The 20,156-nt window shown below is 35.2% G+C and carries 23 protein-coding genes, 1 pseudogene and 1 riboswitch; of the genes and pseudogenes, 7 read left to right on the top strand and 17 right to left on the bottom strand.

Features of this window, described 5'->3' with window-relative positions; all coding sequences use genetic code 11:
- Positions 1-49 precede the first annotated feature (49 nt).
- Entirely contained in the window at positions 50-883 is an 834-nt protein-coding gene (locus ORL93_RS12685) for a MerR family transcriptional regulator (protein WP_003196509.1), read from the bottom strand.
- Positions 884-1,176: 293 nt separating this feature from the next.
- On the opposite strand from ORL93_RS12685, the gene ORL93_RS12680 reads away from it, so the two are divergent.
- Entirely contained in the window at positions 1,177-2,334 is a 1,158-nt protein-coding gene (locus tag ORL93_RS12680; protein WP_040119375.1) for a cation:proton antiporter, read from the top strand.
- Positions 2,335-2,472: 138 nt separating this feature from the next.
- On the opposite strand, the gene ORL93_RS12675 is transcribed toward ORL93_RS12680, so the two are convergent.
- The 7 genes and pseudogenes from ORL93_RS12675 to ORL93_RS12645 all read right to left on the bottom strand — a co-directional run bounded on the left by ORL93_RS12675 (position 2,473) and on the right by ORL93_RS12645 (position 8,611).
- On the bottom strand, positions 2,473-3,825 hold the full coding sequence (locus ORL93_RS12675) for an aspartate aminotransferase family protein (RefSeq protein WP_033796022.1): 1,353 nt from the start codon (positions 3,823-3,825) through the stop codon (positions 2,473-2,475).
- Between the two features lie 190 nt (positions 3,826-4,015).
- On the bottom strand, positions 4,016-5,566 hold the full coding sequence (locus ORL93_RS12670) for a solute symporter family protein (RefSeq protein ID WP_003196504.1): 1,551 nt from the start codon (positions 5,564-5,566) through the stop codon (positions 4,016-4,018).
- 2 nt (positions 5,567-5,568) lie between these two features.
- A complete protein-coding gene (locus tag ORL93_RS12665) occupies positions 5,569-5,907 on the bottom strand; it encodes a DUF485 domain-containing protein (protein WP_018764329.1) in 339 nt (112 codons plus the stop codon).
- A gap of 192 nt (positions 5,908-6,099) precedes the next feature.
- Positions 6,100-6,712: pseudogene (locus ORL93_RS12660) on the bottom strand (sterol desaturase family protein).
- Between the two features lie 83 nt (positions 6,713-6,795).
- Positions 6,796-7,089 carry a hypothetical protein gene (locus ORL93_RS12655; RefSeq protein WP_006094347.1) on the bottom strand — a complete coding sequence of 98 codons (294 nt, stop codon included), beginning with the start codon at positions 7,087-7,089 and terminating at the stop codon, positions 6,796-6,798.
- A 19-nt stretch (positions 7,090-7,108) separates the two neighbouring features.
- Positions 7,109-7,741 (bottom strand): LysE family transporter, encoded by a 633-nt coding sequence (locus ORL93_RS12650; protein ID WP_040119373.1) that lies wholly within the window; start codon positions 7,739-7,741, stop codon positions 7,109-7,111.
- A gap of 141 nt (positions 7,742-7,882) precedes the next feature.
- Positions 7,883-8,611: a YqcI/YcgG family protein gene (locus ORL93_RS12645; RefSeq protein ID WP_003196494.1), complete on the bottom strand. Its 729-nt coding sequence runs from the start codon at positions 8,609-8,611 to the stop codon at positions 7,883-7,885.
- Positions 8,612-8,880: 269 nt separating this feature from the next.
- Between ORL93_RS12645 and cspB the strand changes: the two genes are divergently transcribed.
- The gene (gene cspB / locus ORL93_RS12640; RefSeq protein ID WP_003196492.1) at positions 8,881-9,078 is read left to right on the top strand and encodes a cold shock-like protein CspB; all 198 of its coding nucleotides are present in this window, start codon (positions 8,881-8,883) and stop codon (positions 9,076-9,078) included.
- Positions 9,079-9,198: 120 nt separating this feature from the next.
- The gene (locus ORL93_RS12635) at positions 9,199-9,447 is read left to right on the top strand and encodes a DUF2564 family protein (protein ID WP_003206638.1); all 249 of its coding nucleotides are present in this window, start codon (positions 9,199-9,201) and stop codon (positions 9,445-9,447) included.
- Between the two features lie 31 nt (positions 9,448-9,478).
- Here the strand turns inward: ORL93_RS12635 and ORL93_RS12630 are convergent, their stop codons facing one another.
- The 3 genes from ORL93_RS12630 to ORL93_RS12620 all read right to left on the bottom strand — a co-directional run bounded on the left by ORL93_RS12630 (position 9,479) and on the right by ORL93_RS12620 (position 11,483).
- A complete protein-coding gene (locus ORL93_RS12630) occupies positions 9,479-9,655 on the bottom strand; it encodes a zinc-finger domain-containing protein (protein ID WP_003196489.1) in 177 nt (58 codons plus the stop codon).
- A gap of 12 nt (positions 9,656-9,667) precedes the next feature.
- Positions 9,668-10,327, bottom strand: coding sequence for a ribonuclease H family protein (locus ORL93_RS12625; protein ID WP_040119372.1), 660 nt, complete (start codon positions 10,325-10,327; stop codon positions 9,668-9,670).
- A gap of 670 nt (positions 10,328-10,997) precedes the next feature.
- Entirely contained in the window at positions 10,998-11,483 is a 486-nt protein-coding gene (locus ORL93_RS12620; RefSeq protein WP_097794211.1) for a QueT transporter family protein, read from the bottom strand.
- A gap of 6 nt (positions 11,484-11,489) precedes the next feature.
- A riboswitch (PreQ1 riboswitch) is annotated at positions 11,490-11,534 on the bottom strand.
- 131 nt (positions 11,535-11,665) lie between these two features.
- Here ORL93_RS12620 and ORL93_RS12615 point away from each other — a divergent pair.
- From ORL93_RS12615 to ORL93_RS12605, 3 genes are all read left to right on the top strand, one after another.
- Positions 11,666-12,538: an aldose 1-epimerase family protein gene (locus tag ORL93_RS12615; RefSeq protein WP_040119370.1), complete on the top strand. Its 873-nt coding sequence runs from the start codon at positions 11,666-11,668 to the stop codon at positions 12,536-12,538.
- Between the two features lie 95 nt (positions 12,539-12,633).
- Positions 12,634-13,020 (top strand): reverse transcriptase-like protein, encoded by a 387-nt coding sequence (locus ORL93_RS12610; RefSeq protein ID WP_003196481.1) that lies wholly within the window; start codon positions 12,634-12,636, stop codon positions 13,018-13,020.
- Between the two features lie 13 nt (positions 13,021-13,033).
- Entirely contained in the window at positions 13,034-13,939 is a 906-nt protein-coding gene (locus ORL93_RS12605; RefSeq protein WP_265959107.1) for a DMT family transporter, read from the top strand.
- Positions 13,940-13,941: 2 nt separating this feature from the next.
- Here the strand turns inward: ORL93_RS12605 and ORL93_RS12600 are convergent, their stop codons facing one another.
- A complete protein-coding gene (locus ORL93_RS12600) occupies positions 13,942-14,202 on the bottom strand; it encodes a DUF6123 family protein (protein ID WP_003196477.1) in 261 nt (86 codons plus the stop codon).
- A 374-nt stretch (positions 14,203-14,576) separates the two neighbouring features.
- Between ORL93_RS12600 and ORL93_RS12595 the strand changes: the two genes are divergently transcribed.
- Complete coding sequence (locus ORL93_RS12595) at positions 14,577-15,137, top strand: cysteine hydrolase family protein (RefSeq protein ID WP_265959106.1); 561 nt, start codon at positions 14,577-14,579, stop codon at positions 15,135-15,137.
- A 51-nt stretch (positions 15,138-15,188) separates the two neighbouring features.
- Here the strand turns inward: ORL93_RS12595 and ORL93_RS12590 are convergent, their stop codons facing one another.
- The 5 genes from ORL93_RS12590 to ORL93_RS12570 all read right to left on the bottom strand — a co-directional run bounded on the left by ORL93_RS12590 (position 15,189) and on the right by ORL93_RS12570 (position 20,124).
- Positions 15,189-16,040, bottom strand: a complete 852-nt coding sequence (locus tag ORL93_RS12590; RefSeq protein ID WP_080740246.1) for a GNAT family N-acetyltransferase — start codon at positions 16,038-16,040, stop codon at positions 15,189-15,191.
- A 220-nt stretch (positions 16,041-16,260) separates the two neighbouring features.
- On the bottom strand, positions 16,261-18,240 hold the full coding sequence (locus ORL93_RS12585; protein ID WP_265959105.1) for an acetoacetate--CoA ligase: 1,980 nt from the start codon (positions 18,238-18,240) through the stop codon (positions 16,261-16,263).
- A gap of 266 nt (positions 18,241-18,506) precedes the next feature.
- The gene (locus ORL93_RS12580) at positions 18,507-18,758 is read right to left on the bottom strand and encodes a hypothetical protein (protein WP_040119365.1); all 252 of its coding nucleotides are present in this window, start codon (positions 18,756-18,758) and stop codon (positions 18,507-18,509) included.
- Between the two features lie 111 nt (positions 18,759-18,869).
- Complete coding sequence (locus tag ORL93_RS12575) at positions 18,870-19,010, bottom strand: FbpB family small basic protein (protein ID WP_006094338.1); 141 nt, start codon at positions 19,008-19,010, stop codon at positions 18,870-18,872.
- 247 nt (positions 19,011-19,257) lie between these two features.
- The gene (locus ORL93_RS12570; protein WP_018782519.1) at positions 19,258-20,124 is read right to left on the bottom strand and encodes a 5'-3' exonuclease; all 867 of its coding nucleotides are present in this window, start codon (positions 20,122-20,124) and stop codon (positions 19,258-19,260) included.
- Positions 20,125-20,156 lie beyond the last annotated feature (32 nt).

Below are 20,156 nucleotides of genomic sequence, written 5' to 3'. Positions count from 1 at the left end.
ACTTGAAGGTCAAGTGAGAATTCAAAATACATTTTTGTTATACAACCTCTTACTTCTTTTTTATTACCGGGATTTGTATTTCTGTAACTTGCTCTTCTGGATTCTCCGTCACAGAACAGTCAATTAAAGCGAGCTCAATTGCATCTCCAGACACTTCATATCCTTTCTCCTTGATATCCATTAACAGCTTCTTATAAGTTCCATCCGTTTTTTCATATGGCCCATGGTGATAAGAGCAAGCGAACATCCCTTCTTTAATTTCATCTGAAGTAATAATTTGAAACGGCATATAATCAAGGAGAATAAAAACACTGTTATATGCTTGAAATTCATTTTGAAGCAACCCTTCTTTTGACACTGTCACACCTAGGTCTCCTGAAAATAAACTATCATCTATTTGCTTCATATTTTTTTGGAGTGAATGGATATAATATTCAAACATATCATCCGTTATATTTGGTGCAATAGCTAACGCTGTAATTTTTCTCTTTGGTAATTTTTTAAGTGTCACATTATTAGCTTTTGACTTTGTAGCTTCTTTCATCAAATCGATTTTATGCTTCATTTTAGCCAATGCATATTCAATTTCTCTTTGTTTTTTTAACATCATCTCTTGTTGTTTTTTAAGTAAATTTAAGGCATAAGATGGGTTTCTTTCATCAATATATTCCTTTATTTCTTTTAAAGAAATATTTAACTGCCGTAAAAATTTAATTGTATCTAAAAGTGCAAATTGGTCGATTGTATAATATCGATACTTTGTTTGTGGATCAACAATGGATGGATGAAAAATACCTTTTTCATCGTAATAACGTAATGTTGACTCCGCAATATTATGCATTTTTGCCATTTCTCCAATAGTAAAGCGTTGATTGAATAACATATTTTCTACTCCGTTTCTTTCAAATAAATTGATTCGTTAAAAACAAATTTGTTTTTCTTCCCCTTCATTATATAGACATTTATTCCTTATTCAAAATGAATCATCCCCATGAAAATCTTCCGATTTAACATTGATTTTTCTTGAAATTTATTATATATTTATTACAGGTTCAAATTACAAGTTCAAAAGAACTCGTATAAAGACCTCTTGTTTAATGTGTTTTACATATTAGTACATTAGGCAAACTCCGAGAAATCGTTTAATAAAAACAAAAAATGAAAAGGAGAGATGAGATGGAATTTTTCTTTCAAATTGCGTTAATTTTACTAAGCACCAAAATTGCTGGTGACATTAGTGTGAGATTAGGACAACCTTCTGTACTCGGGAAATTAATTGTTGGTATTGTAATTGGTCCGGCGGTATTAGGTTTAGTTAACAATTCAGATTTACTCACACAGTTAAGTCAAGTAGGAGTTATTCTCCTTATGTTTATGGCAGGTCTAGAAACAGATTTAAAAGAACTAAATGAAAATCGCAATTCATCTTTAGCTGTTGCTGTTGGCGGTATTATTCTTCCATTTGTAGGTGGTTATGTTTCAGGACTAATTATGGGTATGGAACAAGCAAATGCTGTCTTTTTAGGATTACTTCTATGTGCAACAAGTGTTAGTATCTCTGTACAAACACTTCGTGACTTAGGAAAAATGAAGACTCGCGAAAGCACAACAATGTTGGGAGCAGCTGTATTTGATGATATTCTTGTTGTTATTTTACTAGCATTTGCCATGAGTTTCTTAGGCTCAGGTGATGTAAGCTTAACAATGATTATTTTGAAAAAGGTTGTTTTCTTCCTTTCTATCATCATAATCGGTTGGAAAGGTGTTCCAATGATTATGCGTTGGTTATCACCACTACGCGTATCAGAGTCTATAATTAGTGCGGCTCTTATCATTTGTTTCGCTTTTGCATATTTCGGTGAACTATTAGGAATCGCAGGCATTATCGGAGCATTTGCAGCAGGTATTGCTATCTCTCAAACAGATTACAAACATGAAGTAGAAAAGAAAGTAGAACCAATCGCTTATGCAATGTTCGTTCCTATCTTCTTTGTAAGCATTGGTATGAATATTACGTTTGCAGGCATTGGAGATAAAGTATGGTTTATCTTGGCTTTAACTGTAATTGCTGTATTAACAAAACTGATTGGTTGTGGCTTCGGAGCGCGCATGACAGGATTTGATTTACAATCATCTACAATCATTGGGTCCGGAATGGTTTCACGCGGTGAAGTTGCTCTTATCATTGCAGGACAGGGGCTTACTTCTGGACTACTAGCACAAGATTACTTTACAGCAATTGTAATTGTCGTTATTTTAACAACAATGATTACACCACCAATGTTAAAATATTCTTTCGGTGTAAAAGATAAGCAATTAAAACAAAGTGCATAATAGCTATATAGAGTACTAGTTTCATAATATAAAAAACGAGATGATTCTCTTCAAAAGACAATCATCTCATTTTTTATCATTTTAACCGAGAAGTCCCCCTCCTCTAAACGAAGTGAAGGTGGGGGATGAATCGTTTTTTTAAATACGTTCCATCGCTGTCTTCAATGTCCCGACAACAAAAGCAATTTCTTCACTTGAAATAATAAGAGGCGGTGCTAACGTTAAAACATTATTATAGCCTGCTGTTGTCATTCCGTTACGTCCAATGATTAATCCTTTTTCTTTACAAGCATTCACTACACTGGCAATTTTATCATTATCAATTGGTTCTTTTGTTCCTTTGTCATTTACCAGCTCAATGCCAACTAGCAACCCTTTCCCTCTAATATCTCCAACAAGTGGATGATCATCTCCTATTTCTTCTTTTAATTGCTCTAATAAAAGCGATCCCATTTGTGCAGAACGCTCAATTAAATTTTCGTTTTCCATAATCTCTAAGTTTTTAAGTGCTAACGCACAAGCTGCTGGATTGCCACCAAACGTGTTAATATGACGGAAAAATTCATATTCTCCCTTTCCTTTAAATGCTTCATAAATCTCTTTCTTCACTGCTGTTGCTGATAACGGTAAGTATGCACTTGTAATCCCTTTTGCCATTGTAATAATGTCAGGCTTTACATCATAATTCATAAAACCAAACGCTTTTCCTGTACGACCGAAACCACAAATTACTTCGTCACTAATTAGCAATGCACCATGTTTTTGACACGTCTCATGAACAGCTTTCATATAATCTTGCGGGGGCATCAAAATTCCTCCGCCTGTAATAATTGGTTCCATAATCAATCCAGCTATCGTTTCACTTAGTTCCCACGTCATAACACGATCAATTTCTTTCACACACTCTACATCATAAATATTTTGTGACGAAATCTCTGGCATTCGGTAACAATCTGGTGGCGTAACATGTAAAAAGCCAGAAGCAAATGGCTCATACTGATACCTCCGCTGTGCCTGTCCTGTCGCTGCCATCGTCGCCATTGTATTTCCATGATAACCACGATAACGTGACATAAATTTATAACGGTGTGACTCTCCCTTATGAGCATAATATTGACGAGCAACTTTAAATGCTGTTTCATTCGCTTCCGATCCACTGTTAGAGAAGAAAATAACATACTCTCCTCCAAGCCATTCATTTAACTTTTCAGCAAGCTGAATTGCAGGTTCATGAGATTGTGACATTGGAAAATATGATAATTTTTGCAATTGCTCATACGCTGCTTCAGCAAGCTCTTTTCTTCCATATCCACTATTCACACACCAAAGCCCACTCATCCCATCTAAGTACCGTTTCCCCTCTATATCTTCTACCCAGCATCCTTCTGCTTTTGCCCCAACCATTGTACTATTTGGACTAAAAGGACGCATTCCATGCCACACATACTTTTCATCCTTTGCTAATAATGCATCTGATTGTTTCGTTTTCATCATACATTCCACCTTCCAAAACAACTTATATTTTCCCAAGCTGTACTGGCGCCATGATGAGATAAAACTTTTCCCTATTTATTTTCATTCCACATGAACAAAATAAATCCTACCGACTGCCGAGTAATATTTTCAAGCAACATTACAAAACAAAAGAGCTCTCCAAGCAACTGGAAAGCTCTCTTTCTTCTTAATGCGCAGACACGTCACTAACTCCATGACCTGTGTTAGATTTAACAAGGATTTCATCGAACTTCGCTGCATCTTCTTTCTTACTTGAAAAGATTGTCCCTAAATACGCTGCTAAAAATCCAAGTGGAATAGAAATAATTCCAGGTGTTGTATAAGGGAATAATGCTTTTCCAACAAAGATTGCTTTCCCAGCTTCAGGATTCCAAACATTCGGGCTTAGTGCCACTAATACGATAGCTGATACTAACCCAACAACCATTCCACAAATTGCTCCTGTTGTATTAAAACGTTTCCAATAAATTGTAAACAAAATCACTGGTAAGTTAGCACTTGCAGCAACCGCAAATGCTAACGACACTAGAAACGCAACATTTAACGTTTGAGCAAATAACGCTAAAATAATAGATAATACAGCTACACCAATTGATGCATAGCGTGCCATGGACACCTGCTCTTTTTCTGTTGATTTTCCTCGGCGAATAATTTCATTATAGAAATCATGTGCGAAAGCTGAAGCGGCTGTTAAAACTAAACCAGCTACAACGGCTAAAATCGTCGCGAATGCAATTGCAGAAACGAATGCAAATAAGAAATCTCCCCCAAGTGCTTTTGCTAATAAAGGTGCTGCCATATTACCAGCTGGATTTGCCTGAATAATTGCAGCATTCCCTACAAATGCAGCTGCACCAAAACCTAGGAAAATGGTCATAATATAAAATGCACCAATTAACCACGTTGCATATACAACAGACTGACGTGCTGTTTTCGCGTCACGAACAGTGAAAAAGCGAACAAGAATATGAGGTAAACCAGCTGTTCCTAAAACAAGACCTAAATTTAAAGAAATCGTATCTAATCCATTTTTATATTTCACACCTGGATTTAAAAATGCCTCTTTTAGAGGTGTTGCCGTTTTCATCTGCGCAAACATTTCTGTCACGCTAAAATTAAATTTAGCAAATACAATTACTGAAATAATAAATGTCCCTGCCATTAGCAAGACAGCTTTTACAATTTGCACCCAACTCGTCGCTGTCATACCTCCAAAAATCACATACACCGTCATTAACGTTCCAACAATTAAGACGGATGTCGTATATTCAATCCCTAATAATAATTTAATAAGTGCTCCTGCTCCCACAAGCTGTGCAATCATATAGAAAATTGAAATCGTCATCGTATTTAAAGCTGCAACTCCGCGCACTTTTCTCGCATCAAAACGTGCTGCGATCATATCAGCTAATGTATATTTCCCTAAGTTTCTAAGCGGTTCAGCAACCAGATATAATACAACTAAATAGGCAACAAGAAAGCCTATGCTATAAAAGAAACCATCAAATCCAGTTAATGCGATTGCGCCTGCAATCCCTAAAAAAGAAGCAGCTGACATATAATCTCCCGCAATGGCCAAACCATTTTGCCACCCAGTTAAGCCTCCTCCTGCCGTATAAAACTCGCTCGCATTTTTCGTCTTTTTCGATGCAAAATATGTAATGACGAGCGTACCAAGAACGATAATTAAAAAAAGTGCAAACGCCGTTACGTTCAAATTTATCCCCTCCCTTTTTGTATATCTTGAAGAATTTTTTGCGAAGTCTTGTCGAACGATTCCGCTTTTTTGTTATACATCATACATAACGACCACGTCATAACAAATTGTGTAAAAGCAAAGATCCACGCCCATGTAACATCTCCAAACGCTGGTGTATTCAACACTTTTGAATAAGAAGTCAAAAGCGGCAGAGCAATAAAAAAGCTTAAAAAGAAAATGCTCATCGGAACAATAAACTTTCGCTTCTTTTCTAGCAATGCTTGAAATTCCGCTGACTGGACCACTTCTGTATAATTTACCTCACTTTGCAACTTACGTGCTGAACTCTCTCGTTTCATTTGTCCTCTCCCCTTTCCTTCAATCCTTAAATAAAATTCCCCCTCATAAACCGAAAACTAAATTTTATAAATATTCAGAAACTTACATTTATTTTAGACAATCTCTTCTCCTCTGCAAAGATTTTTCGATAGACATTTTTCGTCATATTTTCCTAATTTTTTAATATATTTTTTTAAAATAAAAAGAAGTGCTCATCGCACCACTTTCTTGTCCTTCTCTTTTTCTAAGTTACGTGCCGTCCTACTTAATTCAACATCTTTTCCGTTTTTATAAGTTCCAATTAAGAAATCATAAACTGGATTCGACACACCAAACCAATAATTTTCATTTTTATAATGATGCAAAATATGTTGTTTTTTTAGCCATCTACCAAAACCAGTCAAAGGACGGATTGGTCTATGCGCTATATAATGTTTCCATTCATAGACGAGCAACATGATAATCATCCCAATTCCAAATGAAAATGTAATCGTTATATTACTTGTAAGTCCATACAGAATGAACAAATAAATTGCAAATCCTGTCATGCTATACCATACTGGTAAAAATAATAGCTTTAAATCATCCGGGTACACATGGTGATCATAATGTAATCTCTTTAACATTTTTAGGAGGTTTCATATGAAATAAAAACCGATGTGTTATATACTCATTGATTGTATAAAAAACGATTCCCGCAAGACATGTTAAAATCGCCACCCCTGTAAATAATTGCATTTTCAAAATAATGATAAACAATATAAATACTCCAAACATAATCACAATATCATGTTGGAAAAAGAACTCCTTCATCACCCTTTTCATTCATCCTATCCCCTTTCTTAGAAAAAACAGCCATAACATATCGTTACGACTGTTTTCATTCTATCTATCTTATTCTCTTTTACTCACAAATTTGCTCGCTGTTCTATTGTAGAGAAAAAATTTTGCGAACCAAATATATTTTGTTTCGGTATAATGTGTTCAACTGCAAAGACAGTTACTTCACCTCCCTGTACCTCTCCAATAATCAGTCCCAGTATTGCATGATTTACAGCAAATGTTGGCTGCTTTGTTTGAAGTAGTCTTTCAACAGTTTGAAGAACGGCCTCATATAAAGGGTCCCTATCCGTTATTTCTTTTCGAATTTTTGGTGCTAATGTAATGATAATTTCTTTTCCATTAACTGTGGTTCGATACATAAAAATCTCCCCTTCAATCTTATATGAACAACTGTAAAGCTTTATACGCAAAATGAATCGAATACCCGACTAAGATAAAACCAGCTCCAGCTGTAATATAACCGAGTACCTTTGGTTTAAGCAATGTGCGTCCAAAATGAACAGAAAAGGCAATATTTAAATTCCATAAAATAATGCCACCAATTATGCAAAGACTATATAAAAAGGCCTCTTGTTTTGTTACTTTCGTGAGCAGTGAATTAAGCGTACTCCCATATACACCAAACCAAAAGACAAGATTTAACGGATTAGATACCGCAATTAAAAATCCTGCCATAAAGGATTGACGAAGTCCACCTACCTCTTCTTGTTTATATTCCATATTTGAATGTGAAATTCCTTGTTTTACACTTTGAAATCCTAAATAAAACAATAAGAAAAAACCTATACAATACATAAATGCTTGTACATATGTATACATAAATACAGAAGATAATCCAAAGTAAATAAGCAGCATAAATAAAATATCTGCACTCATGCCTCCTATCCCAACAAGCCAAGCATGCCAAAACCCACGTTCGATCCCTCTTTTTAACATTTCAATATTAATTGGCCCTACTGGTGCCGCTAGTGAAATTCCTAGTATAAATTGCTGTATAATTGCTCCAAACATCGCTCTATCCTTTCTATATCATTTTACTATTAGCTAATGTAAACAGTACTAAAAATAGACTAACTTTTATAAAAAATATACATATATAAAATGCCCTTTTTTATCCAAAATATGCAAAAAAGCCATCCTTAATGATGGCTTTCATTTTAGTACTTTATGATGAAATGGACATTTCCCTTCGATTGGTTCGATGTCATCTCCAATAAAATATTGTTTCCATTCCTGATGATTCGGATCACCATAATGACTAATATTGGGATGTTTCGGCAGCTGATCCCACTTTTCCACTCGTTCTCTAACCGTTTGTCTGGAATATGCCCCTTTCGGTCGATCTCCTTCTAATCCATCAAATATGATCCGTGGCTGAAATCCTATAATGAGCGAATTTCCTAAATGCCTCGTTTTTCTCTGTTTATAGGCAGGAGCATTCCCAAATGCAAACATCGGCTCCCCACCAAATGAAAATTCCCATAAGTAATGATCTGGATTTTTTGGAATTTGCTCTGGCCATGGCTGTTCATCCTTTTCATGTAAATATTGTAGCACTCTCCAAAAGTACATGCGGTAATATTCGAGCGATCTTTCTTCACACTCTGGCTCAACAAAAAGAAAAAAACCTCTTCTTACAACTGGTCGCTCATTCATTAACTGTAAAAAAGAAAACAGAGTCTTGGGTAAATGACTCCAATCATCCTGAGATAAAAACGAGTAACGAAGTTCATTTTTCTTTAAGGCCGTTAAGCCAAAATAGCACGGAAAAGTTGGCTCTAATACAACATTAGAAAAATTCTCAAATTCTTTTGAAACCCAACTTGGTATATCACTCCTAGTTTTAATTTCTTGATTATCTAACAAATAAGACTTACTCATTCTCTCACCTCATTATGTACAGCATTCATTTAAGCATATTAAGAATAAAAGTTGTCCTATACCATTTTAAAAACTTGTGTAAAAAATTATTTGAAAATACAAAAATATAAAACCGCTTACTTGACTAAAATCTACCATTTCGTGTATATTTAAAATATCATTTAGCAGAATATTCGATAATATGGCATTTTCAGTTTTATGAATTCGCAAATATTTCAAATGAAATTCACTAAATGAAAAAGTAATCGTTTTTTAGGAGGAATTGTAACATGCAAGGAAAAGTAAAATGGTTTAACAACGAAAAAGGTTTTGGATTTATCGAGATTGAAGGTGCTGACGATGTATTCGTACATTTCACAGCTATTCAAGGCGAAGGCTACAAAGCTTTAGAAGAAGGTCAAGAAGTATCTTTCGACATCGTTGAAGGAAACCGTGGACCACAAGCTGCTAACGTAGTAAAACTTTAGTCCAACATATAACAGGAGGTTACCTTATTTGGTAACCTCCTTTGTTATTCCTTTGTATATTTCCTTTTTGCAGAGTAAAAACTATGTGAAATGTGACAGAATACAAAGGAGGAATCGACAATGGGTTCACATGTAAATGATTTTGAAGAAGTAAAATTCCGCGTAGAAACAGCACAAAAAATGGTAGGTTCTGCAACAATTACAATGGATCCTGAATCACTGCAGCATGCGACAACTGCAGTAGAATCTGCACGCTCTCAGCTTGAAACAATGAAATCTGTTGCAACAGATTTAGACGAGCCTTTCTTAATGAATGAAGAAAAAAAACTAAGCCTATGCGAACACCAATTGAAAGAAGCTAAGCATTAAAAAAACATCCAGAGCTACCTCTGGATGTTTTTTATGATAATTGATTGCCATATTCTTTTAACTTCGCTCCCACTGTGCATTGCCGAATACAAAAAGAATGGGCATAGTACTTACTTTGTGTTTTTCTATAGTGTTCTTGTAAAAAACATCCTTCACAATACGTCTCTAATAAATCATTTACCTCTATAATGAGCTGCTTCTTATTCACCAGTGCACCTCTCTATTCTGCTACTTCCTTATGACTATCGATCGGTGTCCCTTCCAATGCTTGCGCGGCCAATTGATGTGCTTCTTTATTTTGTTTTCTTGTTACTGGCTCACAGACAAGCTTCAATTTCATTTGCTTTGCTTTTTGTTCAATTTGATCTAAATAGTGATTCAAATGTTCATCATAGCATGGCCACTGTCCAGCTAATTGCTGAAGTACGACTTGAGAATCACCATGAAGCGTAACTGATTCATATTTGATTCCTAATTCTTCTAATACATCCATTCCATATAATAACGCTGCATACTCTGCCTCATTATTATCATATATACCTTCTATGTAAGCATTTCGACGAACACGATACACTTTTTTCCCTTTTTTATAGTACACGCATATTCCAAGTCCCGCCTCTTTCGTTTCGATGTCATACCCTCCATCAAAGTAAATGCGAATTTCTTGCGGATCTTCTTCCACTTGTTTACTCAATTTTTTCATTTCTTTCAGCGTCCATTCCGCGCCCATTTCATCGTAAAATACGAGTTCTTTTACTCTTCCCGTTTTCTCAAAATCCACTGCAAATTGGAGAGCTTCTTCCATACTCATATAATCTGTTAGTAATTCTGTTTGAAGACCATGTTTTGTTTTATACAACCAATTCATTTTATACTTCATACTATTTTCCCCTTATATAAGACTTCATATTTTTATTTTATTATATTTTACCAAGAGTCACAGTATTATATGCGAATGAATCAAATCATATTGTAAGTAACTACCATTATCTGAACTTAACTTAGACTGCTCTCCTAACTCACAAGAAAGAGGAGCGTCCGTATGATTAGAAGGGCTTCATCCTCCATCAAAGTTCTTTGAACTCCTCAAAATTTTGAGATAAAGTGAAACTTCCATCAGTGGGGTTTTTCTTCATCCCCCACTGATGGTTAGTTGAACCAATCGGGATTTTACGAGCAGTTATCCCCCACCTATCTTCCTCATTTCTCTCTGGATCTTGAGGTAGGGGTCTTACTGTCCGTTAATGCGGGATAAAATGAAACTTTAATCAGTCCTCACAAATCGGGATAAAGCGATTACTTATAGAAATACTAACTTAGATTTAGCCCTTATCCTCTTCGAAAACAAAAAAGAAAATTCAGACACGTGTTATAGTAATGAAAAAACTATCAATTCTAACATCACAATCATTAAAGTTCCTAATCCAACAAATGCAATTTTTTTCTGAATCTCGGTTTCTTTACTGCTATTAGATATACTGAGAGAACTTACTCATATACAAATAAAGAGGCTACCCAATCCTTTCGATTTGGTTCAGCCTCTTTATTTATTACATCACCTTTTCAAATTGCACTCGTTTATTAATCCAATACATAACAGGCATACCAATTGCCATCACGACAAATTCACCAGCTGCACATGTAAGCCATGTAAGTAAAAATGGCAGATCGAATGCAAGATGAAGTTCAATCGCTATCATAAACATTGTAATTGTAAAGATAACTGTATTAAAAATCATGCGCGCCCAAACACCCTTAATAAAACGCATGGAAATAATAGTAGCAAGAAGTGCAAGAATGGATTGCCCCACTCCAAATACTAAATCATACGCAATCATAGGTGAGAAAAAGAGATTTGTTAAAAATACCCCTAAGACAATTCCATAAATTGATTTCTTATTAAATACAACGAGATGATTAAACATCTCCGAAATACGAAATTGTACATTCGTAAAGCCAAACGGCTGAATAAGTGCTGAAACAGCAATATATAATGCTGCTAAAATACCATTACCAACTAATGTTTTTATATTCATGACAAAATCTCCTTAGTTTTTTTACGTGGGATGGTTTCGAACCACGTGATTCGTTTTTAAACAACAATTTTATATTGTACGCAATAGCAAACCATTCGTCAATAGATTCCTACCATCCACTACCCTTTTTCTTATAGACCACGTATAATAAAGAATATGAAAGATTTAGGAGGTTTCACTTCATGACAGCAACAATTCAAAATGAAAAAGTGATCGTTTCCATCTCTGAAAAAGGTGCAGAGTTACAAAGCGTTCGCTTAAAAGAAGACAACACAGAATATATGTGGCAAGGAAATCCTAACTATTGGGGGCGCCGTGCACCAATTTTATTCCCAATTGTCGGTAGATTAGTGGACAATATATATTATGTAGATGGTAAACCTTATTCATTAACACAGCACGGCTTCGCTCGCGATCTCACATTTTCAGTAAAAGAGCAAAGTGAAACAAAAATTACTTATGCAGTCACTAGTAATCAAGAAACTTTACAAAAATATCCGTACGAATTTGAGTTACGTGTTTCTTATGAACTAGACGAGCAAAATATACATGTTACTTATGAAGTTATCAACCCTACTTCAAAAGAAATGTTCTTTTCTATCGGAGCACATCCAGGCTTCAATTGTCCTTTAATAGAAGGTGAATCATTTACAGATTACCATTTATCATTTAATGGCCCTGAACATTTAAAAACAAACGTTCTAAAAGGACCATTTCTTTCAAAAGAAAAACAACTAATGGTTGAAAACAAGACAGAATTACCACTTACATACGATTTATTCAAAAATGATGCCCTTATTTTTGAAAATATGAATACAAATGAAATTTCCATTCGCTCTCATAAACATAATAAGTTTGTAAAAGTAGCATTTGAAGGTTTCCCATTCGTTGGTGTGTGGACACTAGAAAATGACGCTCCTTTCTTATGTATCGAACCGTGGTATGGAATTGCTGATGAAGTAGAACCAGCTAAAGATTTCAAAGAGAAAAAAGGCGTACAATCCTTACAAGCAAATGAAACGTTTACATGTCGCTACAGCATTACAATTGGATAAAGTACATTTTTCATATTCTATCCCCCGCCCCTAGAAGTTTTTAGGCGGGGTGATTACTATCAGCTAACGCTATATAATAATGGAGGTATTCAATTTTGATTGAAGTATATATTGATGGTGCATCAAAGGGAAATCCAGGTCCTTCTGGTGCTGGGGTTTTTATTAAAGGTGTGCAGCCACCTGTGCAATTATCACTGCCACTTGGAATCATGTCCAACCATGAAGCTGAATATCATGCATTACTGGTCGCATTAAAATATTGCATGGAACATAATTATAGCATTGTATCTTTTCGCACAGATTCACAGCTTGTTGAACGTGCTGTAGAAAAAGAATATGCAAAAAACAAAACGTATGCACCACTTTTAGAAGAAGCACTAGCGTACATCAAAAGCTTTGATCTTTTCTTTATAAAGTGGATTCCAAATAGTCAAAACAAAGTTGCCGATGAATTAGCAAGAAAAGCCATTTTACAAAATTAATGGGGGTTTTAGTGTGAAAAAAAGATGGATTGCTCCTCTCGCTTTATTATTTGTCTCCTTTATTTGGGGAGCCACATTTGTTGTCGTTCAAAATGCAATGTCATTTGTTGGGCCATTTACTTTTAATGGTGTTCGCTTTTTATTTGCTGGAATCATTTTATTATTTGTCCAATTTATATTCTCGAAAAAAACTTCAAAACAAGAAGTTCAACATAGTAGCATTGCTGGTTTAATTATCGGATTTTTCTTATTTATCGGTTATTTATTACAAACATTTGGATTACTCTATACCACTTCTTCTAAAGCAGGATTTTTAACTGGACTCAGCATTGTTATGGTTCCGATTCTTTCATTTATCTTTTTAAAACAAAGAGTTACACCTTTTATCATACTTGGCATTACTGCTGCAACAGCAGGCTTATATTTACTAACCGCTGGTGATTCTTTTCAATTGAATATTGGTGATATACTTGTTCTCGGCTGTGCAATTGCTTTTGCAGCCCATATTCTCATTAACGGAGTCTTTTCTAAAAAAATATCCCCTTTATTATTAAGCACATCTCAAGTATTATCTGTTGGAATTTTCTCTTCTATCTGCGCTTTTTTATTCGAGGATTGGAAAAAGTTATTTTCAATCTCTTTATGGACGAATTCTGCTTTTTTATTTGCTCTACTTGCAACATCCGTGTTCGCAACATCCATCGCTTTTTTTATTCAAACAGCTGCGCAAAAACACACCTCTCCAACAAGAGTTGCCATTATTTTCGCAATGGAACCTGTCTTTGCTGCATTAACAGGTGTTCTTGTCGCAAACGAACAACTTTCTATTCCCACAGTACTTGGTTGCCTTTGTATTTTCTTAGGCATGATCTTCGTTGAACTTCCTTCAAAAGCAAAAAAAGAAGCGCAGGCTGCGTGATGTTACGCTTGTAACGTCCACATAAAAGCCTTTGCGCTTTTTTTATCAGTAATTTCCTCTTCCTTCAAACGCTCCAATAAAGCGATAAAATAACTACCATCAAATTGTAGTTGATGTTTAATTGTTGCCTCAATCGCTGCATTCACAATCCCATCCGACGCACCAGTATACCCTTGACCAAACATAATAAACCCTTGTGCGTCCTCTGATAATTTAAATCCTTTTGTGTGTAAGAATGAAAGATATTCTTGTACCGTTTGCATGCTGTTCCCACCTACCAAAAAATTCTCCACTTCCTATCATACATTTTTTTAGGCTTTATGAGAATGAATTTTCTTTGACAATCTCTCTTAGATTTCTTGATTTCCTAAAAGATAAAAACAACACTAAATACTTCACTAATTTTCACTTTCTCTCCTTGGTTATATTGTAAGGTATTACATGATGTGAAGATCAATAAAGAAAATGAAATAATTCCCTTATATAAAAAGGATTCATGTACAGCATCACGAAATAAATAAAGTGTAACTTTAATCCACGGGAATTTTCTTTATTCCGTACCTGTCTCTCTATCTATATTCTAAACATCGAGACAAACTTATTACCTACAAATCACGAAATAAAAAGGAGAAATGTAATGAAACAAGCTCTATTAATTATTGATGCTCAACAAGAACTTATTGATGGAAACGAGCAAGAATCTGCAGTATTTCATAAAGAGCAATTATTAACGAACATAAATATAGCCATTCAAAAAGCAATTCAATCCAATGCTCTTATTATTTTCGTCAGAGATACTGATGTTGCTTCTGGTATGGGGAAAGGATTTCAAGTACATGAGGAACTCAGAATTCCGCATGCAGCACAAATCATAGACAAACAAGCAACCAATTCATTTTATAACACCTCTTTACACGCCATTTTAAAAGAGAAAGATATTGGTCATCTCGTTATAGGCGGCTGCAAAACAGAGCATTGTATTGATACTGCCGTTAGAACAGCAACTGTACAGGGATTTGATGTCACTTTAATTAAAAATGGGCATTCCACGAATGATTCTACGATTTTATCAGCCAAAAAAATTATTGAACATCATAATAAAACACTACATGGTCATTATAATGTGGATCATTTTTCTGTTGTTAGAGATGTCGAAGAAGATCTATTTTCCCCTATTCATAATCAATATCGAGAATAGAAAAATCACATTTATAAATTAAAAAGATTCCTTTTAAAAAAGGAATCTCTTTCATCCAAATATCTGTGCAGCAATTCCATATAATTCACCATTTCTTTTCAAAAATTGAGTGCTGTTTTTCAACATAATTGGTGGTTGATTTACCTTTTGAAATCCAACTGTCTCGAGCACTGTCATAAAAAATTCTTTTCCTTCTGGTACATCAATTCTAAGCTTTCCTTTATAATCTTTTGCCAAATGATGAACAATTGTAGTTGCGATATGATCATTCGGCGCGACAATTGATCCTATAATTCTATTTTCTGGAGTTTGTACGCTCATTCCATATCCCACAATATAATTTTCTTTGTCTTTTACAACTATACATTGCTCAGATTGTTCAATTCTTCTCTGTATAAAATTACTTCTATTTACCCCGAAAGCGGCTTCATCTAACTTCACAATCCAATTACTATCTCCCTTATCATAATCCATAAAAATATGTTGCTCATTTCTATCGTAATCTTTAGGAGTTACATACTGATTACATATATACTTTGAAACATGACTAACCACTTGAAAACCTAATCTCTCATATAAAGGTCTTCCTTCTTCTGTAGCAATAAGCATAATCGATGTCTTTTCTGAAACACTTCTTATACAAGCCTCTGTAATTTTTCCTCCAATCCCCTTTCCTTTATACTGAGGATGTACAATAACCATACCAATAGATGCTAGTTTCTCTCCATATAGGATGATAGCTGCACTAGCGATTATTTCACCTTGCTTATTTTTCCCACCATATATAATTCCAGAATTAACAATTGTTTTAATTTCTTCTGAGCTATAATCCCATCCAACTGATTCAGATAAATTTATAAGATGCGGTATATCATTTTCCTGAATTCTCTCTATTGCAATCACTATCTATCCTCCTTCTATATTCCATAAATGAATGTCTCAATACAACTCCTTTGAAACTTTAATCAGTGGGGGTTTTCTTCATCCACCACTGATTATTAGCCCTCCCCAATCGTTTTTTTACGGGCAGCCCGCTCCCCACCTACCTTCCTCGTTTTTCTTTGAATCTTGAGGTGGAGATCTTACTGCCCACGAATAGCAGGATAAATAAGGAAAAACTCTATTATTCTTGCTCATTGATAATTCGTGCTAAATCCATAAAAAAGCTTAATGATTCAGGATTCGCCATGGAACCTTGATTGACTACCTTTTCTGCCGGAAATCCTAATAGAATTTTGCGGATTGGGACTTCTAGTTTTTTTCCACTCAATGTTTTCGGAATTTGCTCTACTACGTAAATTTCGTCAGGGGCAAACCGAGGCGAAACTTTTTGTTTTATTTCAGCTCTTATTGTTTCTTTTAAGTTATCACTCATATTTACTTCAGGTCTTAATACCACAAATAGCAGCATAAATGATCTACGTCCAAGGAGCTCTAAATCCACTACTAAACTCTCTATAATGGCATCCAGGGACTCAACTACACGATAGATTTCGCTCGTCCCTAGACGTACCCCTAGCCGATTGATCGTAGAGTCTGATCGCCCGAAAATGACACAGCTGCCTTTATCATCAAATTTAATCCAATCACCATGTCTCCAAATCCCTGGATACATCTCAAAATAACTTTCAAGATAACGCTTATTATTGTCATCTCCCCATAAATATATAGGCATAGATGGCATTGGAGAAGTTATAACCAACTCTCCAACTTCATTAGTAATCGAATTCCCTTCATCATCAAATGATTGTACGTTTGCACCTAAAGAACGAGTTTGTATTTCACCTGCATAAACAGGCAATATAGGAGAGCCACCAACAAATGCAGTACATACATCAGTTCCTCCACTGGTCGAAACAAGCCATACATCTGTTTTCACATTTTCATATACCCATAAAAACCCTTCCACAGGTAGAGGTGAACCAGTTGAACAAATAGCCTTTAACTTAGAAAAACTGTTTCTTTCTTTCGGCTTAATCCCTAATTTCATACATGCACTTAGGAAACCGGCACTTGTACCAAAGAAAGTCACGCCAACTTCTTCGGCAAGATCCCATAATCTATGTATACTAGGATAAGATGGGCTGCCGTCATATAAAACAATTGTACCTCCAGCTAAAAGACCACCCACTAAAAGATTCCACATCATCCACCCTGTCGTTGTAAACCAAAAAAACACATCATCTCGGTTAACACCTTGCTCAACTAATAATGTCTTAAGCTGTTCTAATAATATTCCACCTTGACTTTGTACAATTGGCTTTGGCAACCCTGTCGTTCCAGAAGAAAATAAAATCCAAAGAGGATGATCAAATGGGACCTTTTCGAAAACAAGATCACAATCTCCTCGCAATAGGTCATTCCAATACATTGTACGATTATTCAATTCAGAATCATTACTGCCAACATAAGGGATTAAAACTGTCTGCTTTAAGGTAGGTAGGCTCGATTGAATTTCCGAAACATTTGTTATTCTATTCCGAATTTTACTATTATAGGAATACCCGTCGACTGCAAATAAAATTGTCGGTTCAATTTGTTTAAATCGATCAATAACAGTATTTGTCCCGAAATCAGGAGAACAGCTGGACCAAACCGCTCCAATGCTGGCACATGCTAAAAAAGCAATTATAGTTTCAGGAACGTTAGGCATATAAGCCACAACACGATCTCCTGGTTTAACCCCTAATTCCTTTAGAGAATTGGCCACCATCGCTGTCTTTTCCTGAAGTTCTTTCCAGCTTAATTCTGTTCTCGGAGTGGTTTCTGATTGAAAAATTACTGCCGGTTTATTTTTTCTTGCATTTCGAAAAATATGTTCCGCATAATTTAAAGTAGCACCCGGGAACCATTTTGCCCCGGGCATCTTTCTTGATTCTAAAACTTGATGATACGGTGTAGTAGAAATAACTTGGCAATAATTCCAAATACTTTCCCAGAACGCTTCAAGTTCTTCAACAGACCATTTCCATAGTTCCTTTTGATTTCCAAAAGATAGCCCCTTCTCTTGTTTGAGCCATTTCATGAAAAGACTGATACCTGAGCTTTCTATTTGTTGCTGTGATGGCTCCCATAACAGCACACCTTCAGTAATCGCTTTCATTATTATTCCTCCTTAGCTATCAATTTTTTAAAGAAGTAAATAATAACTATATACAGCGTATGCTCTTAAAAAACCTTTTTTCAGAAGGGAGAGTTCGTGATTTAATAAAATGAAACTTTAATCAGGAGGGGACTTCTTCATCCCCCACTGATTATTAGCCTTCACCAATCAGGCATTTGCGCGCAGTTAATCCCCCACCTAACTTCTTTGCTTTCGCTGAATTTTGAGATGGGGGTCTTACTGCCCGCGAATAGCGGGATAACAAATTACTTTATCAATATTCCATTCAATTCTTTCTGAAATATCATAATTTCTAAATCACTTTTTAACATCTTTTCAATATCGTATTTCATAATACACTCTCTTACCTCTGGTTGAAACATCACAGTGGTATCATATTTATCTTGAAACCACTTTTGTTTTCTTAGTAACTTGAATTTTTTGTTAACGATCCCTTGTTTTTTTGATGGAACAGAAAGAATTAATTGTAACGCCACCTTTTCTATTAACTCACTCATTTCATTCCCCTTCTTTCTCCGTTACACCCCCGCCCTTAAGTATGATCCATATATAAATAAAACCCCTTCGAACCATAAATGAAGGGATTTTACATAATTTTTTTATCTTATTCAGTTACTTGATACACGATATGATACATGCCTTTTTTCGATTTTTTCTTCTATTTCTCTTATATTCTCTTTATCGCTTAATAATAATTGTTTATTCTCTATCAATAATTGTTTAAATGATTTTCGTATTTTTTTTCGCATATTTAATTTCCTCCTTCACTATTACAAATAACTTATCAAAGGATCATTTATATAAAAGATAAGTAATTATCTGTGTAGTCTTATAATAAAAGATTCGTGTGAAATCTATTTGAATTCCAAATGAAAACTAAGTATTTTTTCTGATAACTTTATCGATTAAAAGAAATCACATAAAAAATAACGCCTAATCAAAATATATTTGATCAGACGTTATCTATAGTGGTAAGCAATCTCTCTAGCATTGCTTTTACAGCATATTTATAAATATTTCAGGTCTTCCCCAGTTCATTTGGTCGCAAACAAATCGTACTTTCTCTTCATCAATTGTATGCAGTCCTTCTTCTAGCGAGCATGAAATCGGAACTTCACAATGAATTTGTGCTAATTGTAATGATATGTTTAAATTCTCCAAATCATTTTCAATTTTTGTACGCTGTGCTTTTGTTAATGCCGCTATATTTTCTAATACTGCCGCTACGGTTCCGTGTTCTTGAATTAGTTTATATGCCGTCTTTTCGCCAATTCCTTTTACACCTGGATAATTATCACTCGTGTCTCCCATAAACGCTTTGGCATGAACGATTTGCCAAGGCTCTACGCCTTTTTCTTCCATAATCTTCTCTGGCGTATAATACTCATAGTTTCCGATACCCTTACGAAGAAGCATTACCCTAACATTTGTATCAACAAGCTGTAATAAATCTGTATCGCCTGTTAAAATATATACTTCTGCCTCACTAGCGTATTCTTTTGCCAACGTACCAATACAGTCATCAGCCTCATAGCCTTTCAGTCCAATTACAGGAATAGATAACTTCGATGTCATCTCTTGCACGAGATCAAATTGCGGAATCAATTCTTCTGGTGGTGCTGCACGATTTGCTTTATAGTTTGAGAAAGATTCTGTTCGGAATGTCGTACTTCCCATATCCCAGCACGTTACAATATGCGTCGGTTCAATCGCTTGCGCCGCTGTTAATAAATGTTTCATATAACCATGAATCCCGTTTGTTGGGGTACCATCTTGTCGTTTCATAAATTGGCCGTAAACACTTGTTGCGTAAAAGGCACGAAATAATAGTGCCATGCCATCAACTAACAATACTTTTTTCATAATTCCTCTCCTACTAACAAAAAATAATAACC

This window comes from Bacillus sp. DHT2 (assembly GCF_026241455.1).
Classification (GTDB): domain Bacteria; phylum Bacillota; class Bacilli; order Bacillales; family Bacillaceae_G; genus Bacillus_A; species Bacillus_A pseudomycoides.
The sequence above is the reverse complement of the archived record's forward strand: the minus strand, read 5'-3'. Positions and strand labels throughout refer to the sequence as shown.

What these genes read in the sequence shown, in the direction of transcription:
- ORL93_RS12580 (WP_040119365.1), bottom strand. Translation starts at nt 18,758, where the DNA reads ATGAGTGAGTTAATAGAAAAGGTGGCGTTACAATTAATTCTTTCTGTT.
- ORL93_RS12665 (WP_018764329.1), bottom strand. Translation starts at nt 5,907, where the DNA reads ATGAAACGAGAGAGTTCAGCACGTAAGTTGCAAAGTGAGGTAAATTAT.
- ORL93_RS12570 (WP_018782519.1), bottom strand. Translation starts at nt 20,124, where the DNA reads ATGAAAAAAGTATTGTTAGTTGATGGCATGGCACTATTATTTCGTGCC.
- ORL93_RS12595 (WP_265959106.1), top strand. Translation starts at nt 14,577, where the DNA reads ATGAAACAAGCTCTATTAATTATTGATGCTCAACAAGAACTTATTGAT.
- ORL93_RS12615 (WP_040119370.1), top strand. Translation starts at nt 11,666, where the DNA reads ATGACAGCAACAATTCAAAATGAAAAAGTGATCGTTTCCATCTCTGAA.
- ORL93_RS12625 (WP_040119372.1), bottom strand. Translation starts at nt 10,327, where the DNA reads ATGAAGTATAAAATGAATTGGTTGTATAAAACAAAACATGGTCTTCAA.
- ORL93_RS12620 (WP_097794211.1), bottom strand. Translation starts at nt 11,483, where the DNA reads ATGAATATAAAAACATTAGTTGGTAATGGTATTTTAGCAGCATTATAT.
- ORL93_RS12685 (WP_003196509.1), bottom strand. Translation starts at nt 883, where the DNA reads ATGTTATTCAATCAACGCTTTACTATTGGAGAAATGGCAAAAATGCAT.
- cspB (WP_003196492.1), top strand. Translation starts at nt 8,881, where the DNA reads ATGCAAGGAAAAGTAAAATGGTTTAACAACGAAAAAGGTTTTGGATTT.
- ORL93_RS12645 (WP_003196494.1), bottom strand. Translation starts at nt 8,611, where the DNA reads ATGAGTAAGTCTTATTTGTTAGATAATCAAGAAATTAAAACTAGGAGT.
- ORL93_RS12675 (WP_033796022.1), bottom strand. Translation starts at nt 3,825, where the DNA reads ATGAAAACGAAACAATCAGATGCATTATTAGCAAAGGATGAAAAGTAT.
- ORL93_RS12650 (WP_040119373.1), bottom strand. Translation starts at nt 7,741, where the DNA reads ATGTTTGGAGCAATTATACAGCAATTTATACTAGGAATTTCACTAGCG.
- ORL93_RS12635 (WP_003206638.1), top strand. Translation starts at nt 9,199, where the DNA reads ATGGGTTCACATGTAAATGATTTTGAAGAAGTAAAATTCCGCGTAGAA.
- ORL93_RS12655 (WP_006094347.1), bottom strand. Translation starts at nt 7,089, where the DNA reads ATGTATCGAACCACAGTTAATGGAAAAGAAATTATCATTACATTAGCA.
- ORL93_RS12680 (WP_040119375.1), top strand. Translation starts at nt 1,177, where the DNA reads ATGGAATTTTTCTTTCAAATTGCGTTAATTTTACTAAGCACCAAAATT.
- ORL93_RS12575 (WP_006094338.1), bottom strand. Translation starts at nt 19,010, where the DNA reads ATGCGAAAAAAAATACGAAAATCATTTAAACAATTATTGATAGAGAAT.
- ORL93_RS12585 (WP_265959105.1), bottom strand. Translation starts at nt 18,240, where the DNA reads ATGAAAGCGATTACTGAAGGTGTGCTGTTATGGGAGCCATCACAGCAA.
- ORL93_RS12600 (WP_003196477.1), bottom strand. Translation starts at nt 14,202, where the DNA reads ATGCAAACGGTACAAGAATATCTTTCATTCTTACACACAAAAGGATTT.